The sequence below is a fragment of the Planococcus chinensis genome, assembly GCF_042681545.1.
In the GTDB taxonomy this organism is placed as follows: Bacteria; Bacillota; Bacilli; order Bacillales_A; family Planococcaceae; genus Planococcus; species Planococcus chinensis.
Window position 1 is genome coordinate 26,992 of sequence record NZ_JBHUFW010000002.1, and the last position, 15,454, is coordinate 42,445.

At 51.0% G+C, this 15,454-nt stretch carries 19 protein-coding genes; 16 read left to right on the forward strand and 3 right to left on the reverse strand.

Features of this window, described 5'->3' with window-relative positions; translation table 11 throughout:
* Positions 1-56 precede the first annotated feature (56 nt).
* From ACFSDB_RS00160 to ACFSDB_RS00185, 6 genes are all read left to right on the forward strand, one after another.
* Positions 57-758 carry a Type 1 glutamine amidotransferase-like domain-containing protein gene (locus ACFSDB_RS00160; RefSeq protein WP_204891657.1) on the forward strand — a complete coding sequence of 234 codons (702 nt, stop codon included), beginning with the start codon at positions 57-59 and terminating at the stop codon, positions 756-758.
* Positions 755-1,348: a nucleotidyltransferase family protein gene (locus ACFSDB_RS00165; RefSeq protein WP_204891656.1), complete on the forward strand. Its 594-nt coding sequence runs from the start codon at positions 755-757 to the stop codon at positions 1,346-1,348. The genes ACFSDB_RS00160 and ACFSDB_RS00165 overlap by 4 nt, the downstream gene beginning before the upstream one ends.
* 2 nt (positions 1,349-1,350) lie before the next feature.
* Positions 1,351-1,860, forward strand: a complete 510-nt coding sequence (locus ACFSDB_RS00170) for a GNAT family N-acetyltransferase (RefSeq protein ID WP_204891655.1) — start codon at positions 1,351-1,353, stop codon at positions 1,858-1,860.
* Between the two features lie 13 nt (positions 1,861-1,873).
* The gene (locus tag ACFSDB_RS00175) at positions 1,874-2,404 is read left to right on the forward strand and encodes a hypothetical protein (protein WP_204891654.1); all 531 of its coding nucleotides are present in this window, start codon (positions 1,874-1,876) and stop codon (positions 2,402-2,404) included.
* 24 nt (positions 2,405-2,428) lie between these two features.
* Positions 2,429-3,055, forward strand: a complete 627-nt coding sequence (locus ACFSDB_RS00180; RefSeq protein WP_204891653.1) for a class I SAM-dependent methyltransferase — start codon at positions 2,429-2,431, stop codon at positions 3,053-3,055.
* A 64-nt stretch (positions 3,056-3,119) separates the two neighbouring features.
* Positions 3,120-3,254 carry a hypothetical protein gene (locus ACFSDB_RS00185; RefSeq protein ID WP_377338690.1) on the forward strand — a complete coding sequence of 45 codons (135 nt, stop codon included), beginning with the start codon at positions 3,120-3,122 and terminating at the stop codon, positions 3,252-3,254.
* Between the two features lie 99 nt (positions 3,255-3,353).
* Here the strand turns inward: ACFSDB_RS00185 and ACFSDB_RS00190 are convergent, their stop codons facing one another.
* Complete coding sequence (locus tag ACFSDB_RS00190; RefSeq protein WP_204891652.1) at positions 3,354-3,548, reverse strand: hypothetical protein; 195 nt, start codon at positions 3,546-3,548, stop codon at positions 3,354-3,356.
* Positions 3,549-3,990: 442 nt separating this feature from the next.
* On the opposite strand from ACFSDB_RS00190, the gene panB reads away from it, so the two are divergent.
* Positions 3,991-4,824, forward strand: a complete 834-nt coding sequence (gene panB / locus ACFSDB_RS00195; protein ID WP_204891651.1) for a 3-methyl-2-oxobutanoate hydroxymethyltransferase — start codon at positions 3,991-3,993, stop codon at positions 4,822-4,824.
* A 96-nt stretch (positions 4,825-4,920) separates the two neighbouring features.
* Here panB and ACFSDB_RS00200 read toward each other — a convergent pair whose 3' ends face one another.
* Both ACFSDB_RS00200 and ACFSDB_RS00205 read right to left on the reverse strand, forming a co-directional pair.
* The gene (locus ACFSDB_RS00200; protein WP_204891650.1) at positions 4,921-6,267 is read right to left on the reverse strand and encodes a murein hydrolase activator EnvC family protein; all 1,347 of its coding nucleotides are present in this window, start codon (positions 6,265-6,267) and stop codon (positions 4,921-4,923) included.
* A gap of 268 nt (positions 6,268-6,535) precedes the next feature.
* On the reverse strand, positions 6,536-6,988 hold the full coding sequence (locus ACFSDB_RS00205; RefSeq protein WP_204891649.1) for a universal stress protein: 453 nt from the start codon (positions 6,986-6,988) through the stop codon (positions 6,536-6,538).
* Between the two features lie 212 nt (positions 6,989-7,200).
* Here ACFSDB_RS00205 and ACFSDB_RS00210 point away from each other — a divergent pair, with 212 nt between their 5' ends.
* The 9 genes from ACFSDB_RS00210 (at position 7,201) to ACFSDB_RS00250 (ending at position 15,422) form a co-directional block, all read left to right on the forward strand.
* Positions 7,201-7,902 (forward strand): Crp/Fnr family transcriptional regulator, encoded by a 702-nt coding sequence (locus ACFSDB_RS00210; protein WP_377338695.1) that lies wholly within the window; start codon positions 7,201-7,203, stop codon positions 7,900-7,902.
* A 159-nt stretch (positions 7,903-8,061) separates the two neighbouring features.
* Positions 8,062-8,187, forward strand: a complete 126-nt coding sequence (locus ACFSDB_RS00215) for a cytochrome C oxidase subunit II (RefSeq protein WP_204891647.1) — start codon at positions 8,062-8,064, stop codon at positions 8,185-8,187.
* 39 nt (positions 8,188-8,226) lie between these two features.
* Positions 8,227-8,694, forward strand: a complete 468-nt coding sequence (locus ACFSDB_RS00220; protein ID WP_204891646.1) for a cytochrome c oxidase subunit II — start codon at positions 8,227-8,229, stop codon at positions 8,692-8,694.
* Between the two features lies 1 nt (position 8,695).
* Entirely contained in the window at positions 8,696-10,348 is a 1,653-nt protein-coding gene (locus tag ACFSDB_RS00225; protein WP_204891645.1) for a b(o/a)3-type cytochrome-c oxidase subunit 1, read from the forward strand.
* Between the two features lie 232 nt (positions 10,349-10,580).
* Complete coding sequence (locus tag ACFSDB_RS00230) at positions 10,581-11,135, forward strand: methyltransferase family protein (RefSeq protein WP_204891644.1); 555 nt, start codon at positions 10,581-10,583, stop codon at positions 11,133-11,135.
* A gap of 498 nt (positions 11,136-11,633) precedes the next feature.
* Entirely contained in the window at positions 11,634-12,122 is a 489-nt protein-coding gene (locus ACFSDB_RS00235; RefSeq protein ID WP_204891643.1) for a GNAT family N-acetyltransferase, read from the forward strand.
* Complete coding sequence (locus ACFSDB_RS00240; RefSeq protein ID WP_204891642.1) at positions 12,119-12,406, forward strand: hypothetical protein; 288 nt, start codon at positions 12,119-12,121, stop codon at positions 12,404-12,406. Before ACFSDB_RS00235 ends, ACFSDB_RS00240 begins: the two co-directional genes overlap by 4 nt.
* 17 nt (positions 12,407-12,423) lie before the next feature.
* A complete protein-coding gene (locus ACFSDB_RS00245) occupies positions 12,424-12,951 on the forward strand; it encodes a DinB family protein (protein WP_204891641.1) in 528 nt (175 codons plus the stop codon).
* Positions 12,952-13,133: 182 nt separating this feature from the next.
* Positions 13,134-15,422 (forward strand): bifunctional diguanylate cyclase/phosphodiesterase, encoded by a 2,289-nt coding sequence (locus ACFSDB_RS00250; RefSeq protein ID WP_204891640.1) that lies wholly within the window; start codon positions 13,134-13,136, stop codon positions 15,420-15,422.
* Positions 15,423-15,454: the final 32 nt, after the last annotated feature.

The following is a 15,454-nucleotide window of genomic DNA, read 5'->3' on the forward strand; positions in this document are numbered from 1 at the left end:
GTCCTTTTATTGTTCAGTATAATGGGATTCAGCTATTTGAAAAGAGGGATGCACCTATGAAACAGATAATTGCACTGGGCGGAGGCGGTTTCCTGATGGAGCCGGAGAATCCGTTATTGGATACATACATTTTGGAGCAAGCCGGAAAGAGGAGGCCGAAGATCTGTTTTGTGCCGACAGCGAGCGGGGATTCAGCAAAAATGATCACCGCCTTCTATGACTTTTTCGGAAAACAGGACTGCGAGCCTTCACACCTTTCGCTGTTCAAGCCGCCGGCTCGGGATTTGGAGGCCTTTGTGCTCGAGAAAGACATCATCTACGTCGGAGGCGGCAATACGAAAAACCTGCTTGCGCTCTGGCGGGAATGGGGATTGGATGCCGTTTTCCGGAAAGCATGGGAGCAGGGGGTAGTGCTGGCAGGGATCAGCGCCGGTTCGCTGTGCTGGTTTGAAGACGGTGTGACGGATTCCTACGGAGATGGGCTCGAACCGATCCAGGCGCTCGGCTTTCTGGGAGGCAGCAATTGTCCGCATTACGACGGCGAAGCGAACAGAAGGCCGGCGTACCAAAAGCTGATCGAAACGGGTGCTGTCCAAAGCGGCATTGCCGCAGACGATGGCGTGGCCCTCCATTACATCGGGACGGAACTCAGCCGCATCGTCAGCTCGCGTCCGCAAGCTATGGCTTATCGTGTGAAGCTGGATGGAAACATCAATGAGACGGGACTTCGGGCAGAATTTTTGGGACCGCAGCAATGAAACGTCAGACGGCATTAAAAGGGGAGCGGGAGATACTGGCTCTTGTTGAGTCGGACAGATGGATGATGAATATTCTGGGAGCAGCCGCAAGCTTGGAGCTTCCTGACTGGTGGATCTGTGCAGGGTTTGTCCGGACGAAAATCTGGGACACCCTTCACGGCTTTGAAGAACGGACGCCGCTTGGCGATATCGATGTGATTTATTTTGATGCCGGCAATATAAACGAAGAGACTGAAAAGCTACGGGAAAATCGGCTCCATCAGATCATGTCCGGACTCCCATGGTCTGTGAAAAACCAGGCAAGGATGCATGTGGTTAATGGCAATCCGCCTTATCAAAGTTCAGTTGACGCCATCTCCAAATTTCCGGAGACGGCAACCGCGCTCGGCGTCCGGTTGGACGAAGGGGGACAGCTGATCTTGGCTGCACCTTGCGAATTAGAGGATGTGTTGGCGATGCGGGTCAAGCCAACTCCGGCGTTCAGCAGCAATGTTGAATTGATGAAGGTATACCGGAGGCGGCAGGAGCAAAAAAGATGGACTGCCAAATGGCCGAAAGTCCGAATCGAGCAGGTGGAAAGGAGGGTCTAAGGATGGAGATAGAGACAGAACGGCTAAGTTTCCGCCGCTACAGGGACGGAGATTTTGAATTCCTGCAGTCTCTTTTGGCCAATCCCGAGGTAGTGCGCTTTATCGGGAACGGCAACACCCGAAACCGTGACGAAGCGTTGGAGTTCCTTTATTGGATATACCGCTCTTACCGGGAAACGCCGGATATCGGCCTCCGGGTGATGGTCCGGGAAGCGGACAACCAGCGGATCGGCCATGCCGGGTTGGTAAGCCAGCTGGTGGATGGCACCGAAGAACTCGAAATCGGCTACTGGATCGCTCCGGAGTATTGGGGGCAAGGCTATGCGAAGGAAGCGGCGTCAGGCATCCGCGATTACGCTATTGGCAAGCTGGGCAAAAAACGGCTGGTCTCGTTGATCCAGCCGGGAAACGAGGCTTCGAAGAAAGTCGCCCAATCTGTCGGCATGTCCTTGGAAAAGGAGATTGCCATGGGCGGAAAAGATGTCTGTGTGTATGCACTGAAAGTGGAATAGCAGGAGGGCGGATATGGCGAAAAGGCTGTTGATCTCATTTGGTGCGCTATTGGCCATCAGTTTCCTGGGCTTCAGGATTTTTGGTTTATTTATGGCATATGAACCGGAGCCGAGCAAGAGGGAGGCAGAGGCACTTACTCATGTATACGATCTCGAAGAATTTGGCCCGGTGGAAGGATCCCTGCTGTATACACCCGAAAACTGGGGCTTTTTCAATGATTATACAATAGCGATAGTTGAGCAGCAGCTCGGCGAAGGCAAGGCATATGCGGATCAATATGTCCTGATCAAAGCAGGAGAAAGACTGACGGAAAATGAAAAAGGAGAACTTGGGAAAAGGCTGGTCGGCCGAAATGCAGATGTCCGATCAAAGCATAAAACCCAGGTTTATCAACAAGGGAATAAAATAAGTGAAGCATGGTACTATAAAACCGTTTTCACTTCAGGCAATGAACGCTATCTGTCTTTTATTCCGATGGATGCAGAGGACGGACAAGGCTTCAACTTCTCGAGGGAAGGATACATGTATTTCAAGGATTTTTAAGCTAAGCCAGGAGGAATATCAATTATGTTAAGCAAGCAAGGTTTCGATTTATGGGCAAACGAGTATGACCGGACGGTCCAAGTGAGCGAGGAAAGCAATTTATACCCGTTTGCCGGCTACAAGGAAATCCTGAACCGGATTTTCAATGAAGTGATGCGAAAAGAAGGGTCCCGTGTATTGGATATCGGCTTTGGGACCGGAATTCTGGCAGCCAAATTATACGAGAACGGATATGCGGTGGACGGAGTAGACTTCTCGCCGGAAATGATCGCGATTGCGGAGGAGAAGATGCCGTCTGCGAACTTGGTGGAATGGGACATTACAGAAGGCTTGCCGCCGGCGATGGACGGGAAGGTATATGACGCCATCATCAGCACGTATGCCCTTCACCATTTGAATGACGAAGAGAAGACGCCGTTCATCGGAAGCTTGCTGCAGCGGCTTGCGCCGGACGGGAAGCTGTTCATCGGCGATATCGCTTTCGGGACACGGGCAGAGTTGGAGCAGTGCCGGCTGGACAGCATCGACTATTGGGACGGCGACGAATTCTATTTCGTTTTCGATGAATTGAAAGCTGCATTGAACGGAATCTGCCAATGCAAGTTCCATCCCGTTTCGCATTGCGGCGGAGTGATTGTGATTTCAAGGTAAATCAACGATTATGCAGCTGCTTTTTCCATAAGTAAAGCGAGAAGTTAAGGGGAGGGGGATTCTGTTGAATGCAAAGCCATCCGATACCCGTAAAGCGCAAATGAAGCACCAAGCAGCAAAGCGGCCGCTGCTGACGGCGGCCGCAATTGCTGCAATCGGCTCGCTCCTTTGGAGGGCGGCAACCGCACGGAAGAAGTAATGCTAATGGAAACGCAGCGAACAGATTTTTCCGGGAAATAAATAAACAGGAAGCTCAAGCAGATGCGGGGGCTTCCTGTTTATTGGTTGGGGACAGACCTCAGTCCATAAGGAGCGGCACTTCATGGCAGTTCGGGCACTTCATGTACGATTTTCCACTTTCGAGCTGGCTGATGTAGTCGGACGAGTCGGTATATTCTTTCGGGCCTTCAAGGGTTGTATGAGTTTTGCAGCGGTCGGTGGCATATTGGATTTCATGGACGAATTTGCTGTTGTGGTCGATTAGGTACTTCATTGATTTTCCCTTCTTTCCTGAATTTTTGAAGACGCCAAAAAGCCGGAAGAATTCAGTGAATTCCTCCAGCGTTGTGTACAGCGCTACTGTCTGTCCCATCCTGCCAGCAATGGTATGAAATTAAGGTTTACTTACTGCTTCTACCGGCAACGCAAATGTTCGCCGGGTAGTATCAATTTACCCAACTTTTTTTGCATCTTAAACTTTTCCGGAAGAAAAGACGGAATATTGCTGCAGTGCAAAGCCGTCTGATATAGTAGAAGAGAGGACAGTATCCTAACCGAACTGTACCGGCAATTCCTAAAGCGCCAACTGAATAAGTTCGCCTTGATCTGAAAACGACAGGGACGGAGAAAACCAGCTATCAAAATCCTGCCCTCCTGTCTTGTTTCATCTACAGGAGGGTTTTTTACCGGTTTTCTCCCCGGAAGGAGAGAAAAATATGAAGAACACAGCATCATTGATGAAAATGAAAACACAAGGCGAGAAGATCGCCATGCTGACGGCTTATGATTATCCGTCTGCCAAGCTCGCCGAAGAAGCAGGGGTGGACGTCATCCTGGTCGGCGATTCGCTTGGCATGGTCGTCCTCGGCTATGACTCGACAGTCAACGTGACCATTGAGGACATGGTGCACCACGGCAAAGCCGCGCGCCGCGGCGCAAAAAATACCTTCCTCGTGGTTGATATGCCGTTCGGTTCGTTCCATGGCAACCTCGACCGGACATTGCAAAATGCCATCCGGATCTTTCAGGAGACCGGAGCGGAAGCAATGAAGCTGGAGGGCGCTGATGAAGTGCTCGATGTCATTCGCTTGTTGACGCGCACCGGCATCCCGGTCGTCGGACACCTCGGGCTCTTGCCGCAGACAGCAGGCGTTCTCGGCGGCTTCAAAGTACAGGGCAAAACGGCTGATGCTGCACAGAAGCTCATTGAAGATGCAATAGCAACTCAAGCGGCCGGCGCCTGTATGCTCGTGTTGGAATGCATTCCGTACCAGCTTGCGCGTGAAGTGACAGCTGCGGTTTCGATTCCGGTCATCGGCATCGGGGCAGGTTCGGAAACGGACGGACAGGTGCTTGTTTACCACGACACACTTAAATACGGTTCGCATCATCTGCCGAAATTCGTCCGCTCTTATGCAGAGACCGGTGAAGACATGAGAAGCGGCATCGCGGCATACGTAACGGAAGTGAAATCGGGGGCATTCCCGGCAGAAGAGCACCGCTTCACGATGAAAGAAGAAGAGCTTGAACAATTATACGGAGGCAAATAACCTGCGGGGAACGCATCGCTGAAAACAGTGCCAACCCGCTTGAAAGAATTGAAAAAGGGCAGTCCCGGATGAAACCGGGACTGCCCTTTAGATTTATTATTGGAGATATGGTGCAGGGTTGACTGCATTCGAGCGTGCGCCGTTCCAAGAGCCGATGTGGATCTCGAAGTGGAGGTGAGGACCGGTAGAGCGTCCTGTGTTGCCCATGCCGCCGATATACTGCCCTTGAGAAACTTGCTGTCCGACAGAAACGCCGATTGAATTTAGGTGCGCATAAGCAGTTGCATATGCACGGCCGTTGATCGAGTGGTTGATGATGATGACATTTCCGTATCCGCCCATTGAGCCGGCGTATGATACGTAGCCGCCTGCTGAAGCGCTGACTGGTGTGCCTGGTACGTTTGCGATGTCTTGGCCAAGGTGTGATTCATGCCCGGCACCGATGTCACGCCCGCCGAATCCGGATGTATATCTTCCTGCTGCCGGTCTGATGAAGTTTGCGCTGCCGGCTGCAGGTGCTGCTGCCGGAGCTGATGCATAAGTGACAGCCGGTGCGCTTGAGGCAGCTGCACTAGCAGCCGCTTTAGCTGCTTTGGCAGCAGCCGCTTTGCGCGCCGCTGCTGCTTCGCGCTGGCGCTTCAGTTCCGCTTCTCTTGCAAGTTTTGCAAGGCGGGCCTGTTCTTTAGCGATTTTCGCTTCAAGGTTCGAACTGATATTCATTTGTTTCTGGTGTTCTTTTTCAAGTGCTGATTTTTCTTTAGACAAGCGGTCTTGTTCCGCTTTCAATTCTTTTTCAAGTTGTGCCTGCTTCTTTTTCTTTCCATCAAGATCAGCTTTCAGATTCACAAGTTCTGCTTTGCGCTGTTCTTGTTCTGCAAGTTTTGTCTCCACTTGTGCTTTCTGTTCAGCCAGAAGCTTTTTGTCTTCGGCTTGTTCACGCATGATCTCGCGGTCCGCTTCAATCAGCGTGTTCACTGCTGAGAACCGGTCGATAAAGTCTACAAAGCTGTTTGCGCCAAGCAATACATCTATGTAATCTACAGATCCGCCGCTCAATTGGATGGCACGCGCACGTTCCTGCAACAAGGCTGTCCGTTCGTCGATCTTGCGCTGAAGTTCTGCGATGGAAGCCTGTAATGCTTCAATCTCCGCTTTTGTCACTTCGATCTGTGCTTGGACATCTGCGATTTTTTCTTGAGTTTCCTGGATTTTGCCGTCAAGCTCCATGATTTTGCTCATGATCGATTCAAGCTTTGTCTCATTTTTGGAAATTTCGCTTGCTTTTTGCTGGATGCCGGAGTTCAATTCGCTTTGTTTCTGTTGTGCTTCCTGCTGCTTGCCTTTAAGGTCGCCTAACGTGTCAGCGCTCACTGAAGGCATGAAAATCGATAAAGCGAGTACCGCCGCGGTTGCTGCTGCGGTCCATTTCGATAATAAATTCACGATTTGTTTCCCCTCTCTGCTTTCGTTGTTTCTGTCTGTATAATGATTCATCTATATTAAGAAAATAAAATACGCTATAAAATCCGTCTTAAAAAAGCCGGCAAAAGTATTGTAACATCAAGAAACCTATTTTTTTATTACAGTTTCATATCAAAAGTTTAGAATCCTGTAATATGGGTAAGGGCTTTAGTTGCGGTTTCTGCATTCGGACACAGAAAAACTCCTCATCCTTGTAAAAGGAATGAGGAGTTTTTTAAATTTTCTATCATTATTGTGAAATTGTATCTTGGTTTCTCACAACGAGCACATCGCATGCCGCTGCACGCACAATCCGTTCTGACACACTGCCTAAAAAGATGCGTTCTGCCGCATTTTGCCCGGTAGCACCGCAAATGATGAGGTCGGCATTTACACGCGGCGCCACTTCTTCTGTAATTTTCGTCTTCGGCGAACCAAGTTCGATAATGACGTTGACGAAAGTGATGCCGGCGTCCGTTGCTTCCTGCTTATAGCGCTGCAGCAATTCTTCCGTGGATTTCTGTGTTTCCTTTGCATATTCACGGGCGTAGGCTTCTAGTGATCCGAATGAAATATCGATGATGCTCACCAAGTGCAGTGCCGCATTGTTCCGAGAAGCAATAGCCACCGATTTCTTAAAAGCAAGCTCCGCTTCTTTCGATCCGTCGATCGCCACTAATATTTGGTTGTATTCTAATGTCATGATAAATTCCTCCTTCTCCGTCTCCCTGTTACATTTCGATAAAGAATCACTCAGTTCCTGCTTTGCAGAAAGCAGGGCAATAAAGATTCGTCGAACCTGTGACGGGGTAAAAAAGTAAAAAAGCGGAAATTCCTTCAGCCGGGGAAAAGCCAGTGTGTTAAAATTGACTTAAAAGGATGCCGCAATCCATCGGTGCCGGAGGAGGGTTGATTTTGAGAAAACAATTGTCTGATCAAGATTTATCATCTGAACTGGAAGAGCTTCGATCGATTCGCCACAGCATAAAAGAATATCAAAAAGGGGCTTATTTGTTTCAAGAAGGCGACCCGATCAAAGGCGTTTATATTGTGCAGGCCGGAAAAGTGCAAATCGGCAAAATCACGCCGAATGGCCGCGAGCTGACCTTGCGCATCTGTGGGCCGCAGCAATTGGTCGGGGAAGTCACGGTCTTTTCAAACCAGTCGGCCTACATGCTCGATGCAAAAGCAATCGAAGACGTGGTGTGCATGAAGATCCACATCGAAGACTTGGAGGAAGCGTTGCTTGATAACAGCCGGCTGGCAGTCGCATTCATGAAATGGATGGGGATCGACCAGCAAAAAACCCAGACCAAGTTCCGGGATTTGATGCTGCACGGCAAAAAAGGCGCTTTGTATTCCACATTGATCCGCTTGAGCAACAGCTATGGGGTGCCGCATGGCGAAGGGGTGCTGATCGACATGGTCCTCACCAACCAGGAACTGGCGAACTTCTGCGGCATGACGCGGGAAGTAGTCAACCGCATGCTCAACGATCTGAAAAAAGTGAAAAAGATCTCTTATATAGAAGGGAAAATCGCCATTCACGATCTTTCCTATTTAAAGCACGAAATCAATTGCGAAAACTGCCCCATCTCGTTCTGTAAAATTGATTGATGCCATATGATGAAGCTCCCTTAACAAGGAGCTTCTTTTTTTATGTCAAAAATATGGCGCGCCTTCAAAATAAAGTTGTCAGGTGTGATATTTCTCACAGTGCCGGCTTTGGGCAGCGATTAATCTGTAGTCAAGAGAAGAATATACGAGGTGAAGAAAATGAGCAAAAAATACGATGAACATCAGGACATGGATTTAAAAGGGACGCTGGTGAGCGTGTTTTTCGTCGGTGCCGTCATTATCGCGATGTGGGTCATCGTCTATCTGATGTATGTAGCAAGATAACCACTGGAATGAAACAGGAGAAAAAAGGAGAAGATACACATGCATCTGCATAAATTTGAAAAAATCTGGCTGATCTTCGGGATCGCCTCACTAATTGTTTTTCTAAGCGTCGTCGGCGTCAGCGCATTCTCGCACGACCATACGCCTTCAGGCGGGATGGACACCATCGATCCGAAGAAGGTGAACGAAACGGCGCCGTTCGACAAGCCCGGCGTCAGCCAGCTTGACGACGATACGTACCAGGTCACATTGATCGCGATGGCATTCGGCTACAATGCGCCGGATCTGAAAGTGCCGGCAGGCAAGGAAGTCATTTTCAAAGCGACGAGCACAGACGTGGTCCACAGTTTCACGATCGATGACACGAAAGTCAATATGATGGTCGTTCCTGGCCAGATTACCACAAAGTCCTACACATTTGAAAAACCCGGCAAATACCTGATTCTCTGCAATGAATACTGCGGAACCGGGCACCACATGATGTTTACTGAAATAGAGGTGTTTTAAGATGATCGCTGCACAAGACCGCAAAATCGCATTATGGAATATCGGAGTCGCCTATACGGCGTTCTTGATCGGCACACTCGCCGGTTTGCTGCAAGTCTTTATCCGCAATGACGCCCTGCAATTGCCCGCTTGGCTGGACTACTACCAAATTCTTACCGCACACGGCGTTCTGCTTGCACTTGTTTTTACGACATTTTTCATTTTCGGCTTTTTCATCACCGGCATGAGCAAAAGCATCGGCACATTCGGGCCGAAAGTCCGGTTGTTTTCCTGGATCGGCTTCGCAGTCACCCTGCTTGGCACCATTCTTGCAACGGTCATGATCGTTTCGGGCCAGGCATCGGTACTCTACACGTTTTATGCGCCTTTGAAAGCGAGCGGCTGGTTCTATGTCGGCCTTGCGCTTTGGGTCGTAGGAACGTGGATCAGCAGTTTCGCGCTGATCGGCCATTACATGGTATGGCGCAGAAAGCATAAAGGTGAGCACAGCCCGCTGTTTGCTTTCATGACAATCACGACGATCATCATGTGGATCATTTCATGCCTCGGCGTAGTCGCAACGGTTCTTTTCCAATACATCCCTTGGGCATTCGGCTTCACGGATACGATCAACGTTGAACTCAGCCGCTCGCTGTTCTGGTATTTCGGCCACCCGCTTGTGTACTTCTGGCTGCTGCCGGCATACATGGCCTGGTATTTGATCGTACCGAAACTGCTCGGCGTGAAAGTATTCAGCGATTCACTCGCACGTCTTTCATTCGTCCTTTTCATTCTCTTTTCAATTCCTGTCGGCTTCCACCACCAATTGACGGAGCCCGGCATCTCGAATTTCTGGAAATTCCTTCAGGTAGTTCTGACGTTCATGGTTATCGTGCCGTCGCTTATGACCGCGTTCTCCATGTTCGCAACGTTTGAAATCTCAGGCCGCAAAAAAGGGGCTACCGGCTTGTTCGGCTGGTTCCGCCTGCTGCCTTGGAAAGATGTCCGCTTTACATCGATCTTCATCGCTATGGCGTTCTTCATTCCCGGCGGCGCAGGCGGCATCATCAATGCCAGCTTCCAGCTGAATGAAGTCGTCCACAACACGCTTTGGATTGTCGGCCACTTCCACATCACCGTCGGTACGCCGGTGGCGATGACGTTCATGGGCCTTACCTTCTGGCTGATCCCGTATCTGACCGGCCGCAAATTTACGAAGACGATGCAGCGCCTCGGATTTGTCCAGATCATCACCTGGTCGATCGGCATGCTGCTGATGTCGACAGCGCAGCACATTCTCGGGCTTCTCGGCGCACCGCGGCGTACAGCTTATTCCGGCTACAACGACCATCCGGCTGCAATGGAATGGTTTGACGGCCTGCTGACCAACCACGTCACCATGGCTGTCGGCGGCAGCATCCTGTTCCTGTCAGCGATGATCTTGATCTACATCGTCATCATGACGATGTTCCTGTCGCCGAAAGCGGAACGTCCGGAAGACTTTGTCGAGTTCCCGCTTGCGGACAGCGACAAAGAAAACACACCGAAATTCCTGGAACAATGGACCATCTGGATCGGCATCGCATTCGCGCTTATCTTCATCGCCTACGCCATCCCGATCGGCGACATGATCCAGAACGCACCTCCTGGTTCAGCAGGATTCAAAACTTGGTAGGAGTTGATGACAATGTTCACAATGGTCTTGGCCTTAATGGCGATCTTCATCGTGTTCACCGCGATGCTGGTTGAACTGTCCACTACAGAAGAAGAATAAAACACCAGCAGGCTTTCTCTCCGCAACCGTCGGGGAGAGAGCCTGCTTTGTTTTGGGCAGATGGGCTTAAAGTTGTAATCGGAGGGGATGTTCTCTATATTTTAGGAAAGTGACAGGAAAATGAGGCGTGGCTATGACATGGATTGATTGGGTATTTAGCGCGGTCGGCTTGGCTTGGATCGCGGAGTTTTTGTTTTTTCGGAACCGGAGCTCTTCGGCGAGCGATCCGGTGGAAAGAGGCTCGTTCTACCGGATATTTGCGGTGTTGTTCGGGACGATCCTGGCGGCGTTTTTGCTGCAGGAAATGCGTTCGGAGGCAGCGGCGCCGGTTCTTCGCGTGGCGGGGACGCTTCTATTTGCAGCCGGAGTCTTTCTCCGGCTTTGGGGCATCCTGCACCTGAAGGCCCAATTCACGCGGCACGTCACCGTCCGTGAAGGCGATGAGATCGTCAGCTCAGGGCCGTACCGGAAGCTTCGGCACCCCTTGTATACAGGCCTTCTTTTCATCGCCATCGGCATGCCGCTGTTTTTCACCAGCCCTATAGCGGCAATTGTCGGGGGTGCCTTGATGGTATGGGCGCTTCTGAAGCGGATCGATTATGAAGAAAAACTTCTTGTTGAAAAGTTCGGTCCCGAGTATGAGCATTGGATGAAGCAACGTGCGCGGCTGATTCCGTATGTGTACTAATCGGAATACGGTGAAGTAAGAATCTACAGAAGCCGATATTCCGCAAAACAGCTGGCTTGCCGCGGGCTCGCGTCTAAGCCTCCTCAGTCGCTTCGCTCCCTGCGGGGTCTCAGCCGTCTCGCTATCCCGCAGGCGTCTGCGCTGTTTTGCTCCATATCTTAGATAGTACTGCTAACTAGGTAAGTCATTAGTTTTCAAACAACTATACCAGCGCTGGTGCGCCCATGGGCTAGGCGAAGCTATGAGACGAGCGGTCTTCTCGGCTCATGGCGTAAGCCATGCCCTAAGCACCAAAGCGGCATATTAGTATTCTCCTCACTCCTTCACCGTATCCCGAAACGTTCCGCCTATTGAAAGGTATTTATTTCAAACAACAGAACCATCAGTAAACCCTTTTTGCCTGAGCGGCGGAAAGGGTTTTATTTTTTAGGCGGATGTCTTTTTGCCTATTTTCCATTGTATAATAAGGATAAATATGGTTCGAAGGGGTGAATGGGAATGGCAATAAAGCTGGAAAAATCACAAGAAACCGATGCGCTGCGGCTCTTGGAAATGCAGCATGCCGCTTTTTTGCCGCTCCTCGAGAAATACCGTGATTTCGAAACCAGCCCGGCCATTGAGCCGTTGGAGAAGATGGAAGCGCGCATCCTGGAACCGGACGGCGGGGTTTACAAAATCCTAGCGGACGGCGAGCTTGCAGGAGCGATCCGGATTCGCCGGAAAGAAGGCGATCGGTTCTGGATCGGGCCTTTGTTCATCGCGCCGTGCTTCCAAGGAGGCGGCTTTGCCCAGGCTGCTCTTAGGGCTGCAGAAGAACTCTATCCGGAAGCGGCTTCATGGCATCTGGGCACCTTGCTGGAAGAAGCGGGCAATTGCCATCTGTACGAGAAGATGGGTTATGCAAGAAACGGCAGGCAGGAAAAGCTCAATTCCCGGGCGACGCTTGTGCATTACGAAAAGCTTGCTGCGAAGGAGGGGCGTCTGTGAAGTATCTCAAATTCTTTTTGGGGCAATTGGCGCTATTTGCCATGATTCTGCCCTTCATCTATTTATTTGATTCCTTGATCAATCCGCCGTTAACATGGAAGGATGTGCTTTTTGGCGCATTGAGCATCCCGTTTCAATATTTGGCATGGAAAGCGCTGGAGCGACTGGGTGCCCATTTTAACGAAATCCACCTCGCTTTGAGAATCCTGTTGTCGGTTCCGGCATTTATCTTATCGGCGCTGCTGGTCGGCTATACCGGCTTTGCAGTATTGCAAATTCAGTAATGGAGGGATAGGTCAACATGGAGTACACCATAAAACCGGCTTCGGGCTATTCGGAGAAGATCGGGGAACTTGTATTTATGCTCGTGCATGTCCGCTCGCAGACGTTGAAGGACATCGAAGGTCTGCAGCAAGCTCAGCTGGATAAAAGGGATGCAGGAAACGGCAACTCGATCGGCGCGCTGCTTGCCCATATTACCGCCATCGAAAAAGTCCACCAGCTCATCTCGTTCGAAGGCCGCGATTTTACGGAAGCGGAATTTGCCGAGTGGGGGCCGGCGCTGATGCTCGGTGAAGGGAGCCAGCCATTACTTACGGGCAACACGTTGGATTATTACATAGAAGGACTCAGCGCCGTAAGGGAAGCGACGCTGCAGAAGCTGCAGGAAAAAGACGATGCCTGGCTTTATGAGGAACGCAGCTGGCCAAACGGCACGGCATACAATATGTATTACTTATGGTTTCATGTGCTGGAAGACGAAATCAGCCACCGGGGGCAGGTCCGCGCTGCCATGCGCCGCCTTTCGGAAGGTGGCGGTCTTTCCTGAGGGAAGGAAGTCTTTCACAATCCGAAGATAATTATGGGGTACCGCTAACGATTCGGAAAAACATGCCGATAAAAAAGGAGAAGCCCTTTTTTTGTAGAAGCTGTGTTAGGCAGTTGGGATCACCGGAAATGGCTGTGCAGTGCAAGCAGGGAATCAAATGACGAAGACTTGGGAGAAAAGTTATGAAACTGAAGATGAAAACAGCGGGAATGATCGGCATCACAATGGCTGCGTTCATCGTTCTGCTTTTCCTTTTGATGCGTCCTGTGATTCTGGAAGATGCCAAAAGGATGGACGAAGAATCGCTGAAAACCGATATGGAACGCGCCGAAAAATACATCGCTTCTGAAAAAGCGAATTTAATGCGCCACAACAAAGATTGGGCGGTCTGGGATGACACGTATGAATTCATGCAAAACCGCAGCCCCAAATACATCGAATCCAATTTGACCCAGGAAAGCTACCGGAAAACCGGTACGAATTTCAAGCTCTATCTCAACAATAACGGGGATACGGTTTATTCAGCCGGCTACGAGCTGGGCATGGGCACGCTGATCGGCGTGGAAGAGGACTTGGGGGACACGTCTGCGCTTCTCAGCCGGATCGACGAAGAAAACGGCGTTTCCGTCCTGTGGAATGACAAATACGGCCCTGTGCTGCTGGCGGCCGAAGAGATTTTGACGAGCGAAGGCAAAGGCCCGGTTGCTGGCCGCCTGATCACCGGTGCCATTTTGAACGATGCGTTTTTCGATAAGATGGAGGATGACCTGGCCATCAATGTCCGGACCGCCGGAAACGCGGAAGAAAGCGGCGGAATCCGGGAAGTGGACGGCAATACCATAAGCGGGGTATTGGCAATCGGGAACGGCTTGAATATTGAAGTCGAACGGGAGCGGAAGTATTACGGGCAGAAAGCGAAAAGCATGAACGACCTGTTCCTCGCATTGTCCGTTGCCACCTTGCTGCTTGTGCTGCTCGTGCATTATCTGCTGGACTTGCTGATTGTTTCACGGATCTCGTCGCTGTCCCTGCAGCTGAAAGACGTCAATTTCGATGAAGCGCATTCATTGGCAGTGCGCAAATCGCAAGCGATTCCAGACGAAATCACGGACTTGGAGACGTCCATTCAGGACATGCTCGACAGCCTCGAAAAAGCCCATATCGACGTATCGAAGTTGGCGTTCTTCGACCAATTGACGGGTTTGCCGAACCGCTTCAGCCTTTATCGAGAGTTTCTGAGCCGCGCCGAAGATCCGGAAACTTCATTTGCCGTCCTGTTTTTCGACCTCGACGGCTTTAAGCGCATCAACGATCTGTATGGCCACAGCAGCGGCGATGAAATGCTCAGGCAGGTTGGGGAGCGGCTGACGGGAAGCCTTCTTCATACTGGCAGCCAGCTATACCGCATCGGCGGGGATGAATTCGTCCTGCTGAGCCCGGCAACCGGCCGTGAAGAACTCACCGGCCAGATTGAGGAAGTCATGGGAGCAATCCAGAAAGTCTTTGTCCTCGACAAAGTCAAGACGACGATTTCCACGAGCATCGGCGTCAGTTTTTATCCCGCAAACGCCGGGACGCTTGATGACCTGCTGCAATATGCCGACACGGCGATGTACACGGCAAAGAAGAACGGCAAAAACACCTACGTCTTCTACGAGGACCTGACAGACCGCCATCTGCACAAATACCTGCTGAACCTGAAAACGGACCTGTCCGATGCCATCGCGCTGGACCAGTTTTTCCTGGAATACCAGCCCATCATGGACAATAAAGGCCGGAGCATCAAGGCGGTCGAAGCCCTGATCCGGTGGAACCATCCGAAAGAAGGGCTCGTTGCGCCGCTGCGCTTTATCCCGCTCGCCGAAGAAAGCGGGATGATGCGGGAAATCGGCGAATGGGTCATTCGCCAGGCCGTTGGGGAAGTGCAGAACTGGAATGCCACATACGGCCAATCGCTCAGCCTTGCGGTGAATGTTTCCAAAATGCAGTTGAAGTTTAAGGACGAGCTCTTGGCATTGATCGACGACGTGCTCCGGGAACATGATTTCCCGGCCGACAAGCTGCAGATTGAAATTACGGAAAGTGACACGGTGGCGGAACAAAAGGAGATCGTGGCGTTCATCACCGCCTTGAAAGAGCGCGGCATCCAAGTGGCTCTGGACGATTTCGGGGTCGGGACATCGGCGCTGTTCCACTTGCTTGAACTCGATGTCGACATTGTCAAAATCGACCGGAGCTTCCTGCGCCAAGTGCCTTCGAGCAAAAAAGACACCGCGCTGCTGAAAGGCATCTACAGCACCTTGGACGAACTCGAGATCAAACTGGTCACCGAGGGGATTGAAACAGCGGAGCAGCGTGATTTTGTGACCGCGAAAAACGATTCCTATCTGCAGGGGTATTACTTCAGCAAACCGCTTCCGCTGGACCGTTTGCGGGAAGTGCAGGATTCGCTCGAAGGGGCTGTGCTCTGATAAACTGCAGGGGATGCCGAAATGGCAAGAAC

Excerpts from the sequence above, each read along its gene's own strand:
- ACFSDB_RS00220 (WP_204891646.1), top strand. The coding sequence starts at position 8,227 with ATGCATCTGCATAAATTTGAAAAAATCTGGCTGATCTTCGGGATCGCC.
- ACFSDB_RS00250 (WP_204891640.1), top strand. The coding sequence starts at position 13,134 with ATGAAACTGAAGATGAAAACAGCGGGAATGATCGGCATCACAATGGCT.
- ACFSDB_RS00245 (WP_204891641.1), top strand. The coding sequence starts at position 12,424 with ATGGAGTACACCATAAAACCGGCTTCGGGCTATTCGGAGAAGATCGGG.
- ACFSDB_RS00235 (WP_204891643.1), top strand. The coding sequence starts at position 11,634 with ATGGCAATAAAGCTGGAAAAATCACAAGAAACCGATGCGCTGCGGCTC.
- ACFSDB_RS00205 (WP_204891649.1), bottom strand. The coding sequence starts at position 6,988 with ATGACATTAGAATACAACCAAATATTAGTGGCGATCGACGGATCGAAA.
- ACFSDB_RS00180 (WP_204891653.1), top strand. The coding sequence starts at position 2,429 with ATGTTAAGCAAGCAAGGTTTCGATTTATGGGCAAACGAGTATGACCGG.
- ACFSDB_RS00160 (WP_204891657.1), top strand. The coding sequence starts at position 57 with ATGAAACAGATAATTGCACTGGGCGGAGGCGGTTTCCTGATGGAGCCG.
- panB (WP_204891651.1), top strand. The coding sequence starts at position 3,991 with ATGAAGAACACAGCATCATTGATGAAAATGAAAACACAAGGCGAGAAG.
- ACFSDB_RS00230 (WP_204891644.1), top strand. The coding sequence starts at position 10,581 with ATGACATGGATTGATTGGGTATTTAGCGCGGTCGGCTTGGCTTGGATC.
- ACFSDB_RS00215 (WP_204891647.1), top strand. The coding sequence starts at position 8,062 with ATGAGCAAAAAATACGATGAACATCAGGACATGGATTTAAAAGGGACG.
- ACFSDB_RS00190 (WP_204891652.1), bottom strand. The coding sequence starts at position 3,548 with ATGAAGTACCTAATCGACCACAACAGCAAATTCGTCCATGAAATCCAA.
- ACFSDB_RS00165 (WP_204891656.1), top strand. The coding sequence starts at position 755 with ATGAAACGTCAGACGGCATTAAAAGGGGAGCGGGAGATACTGGCTCTT.
- ACFSDB_RS00225 (WP_204891645.1), top strand. The coding sequence starts at position 8,696 with ATGATCGCTGCACAAGACCGCAAAATCGCATTATGGAATATCGGAGTC.
- ACFSDB_RS00170 (WP_204891655.1), top strand. The coding sequence starts at position 1,351 with ATGGAGATAGAGACAGAACGGCTAAGTTTCCGCCGCTACAGGGACGGA.
- ACFSDB_RS00175 (WP_204891654.1), top strand. The coding sequence starts at position 1,874 with ATGGCGAAAAGGCTGTTGATCTCATTTGGTGCGCTATTGGCCATCAGT.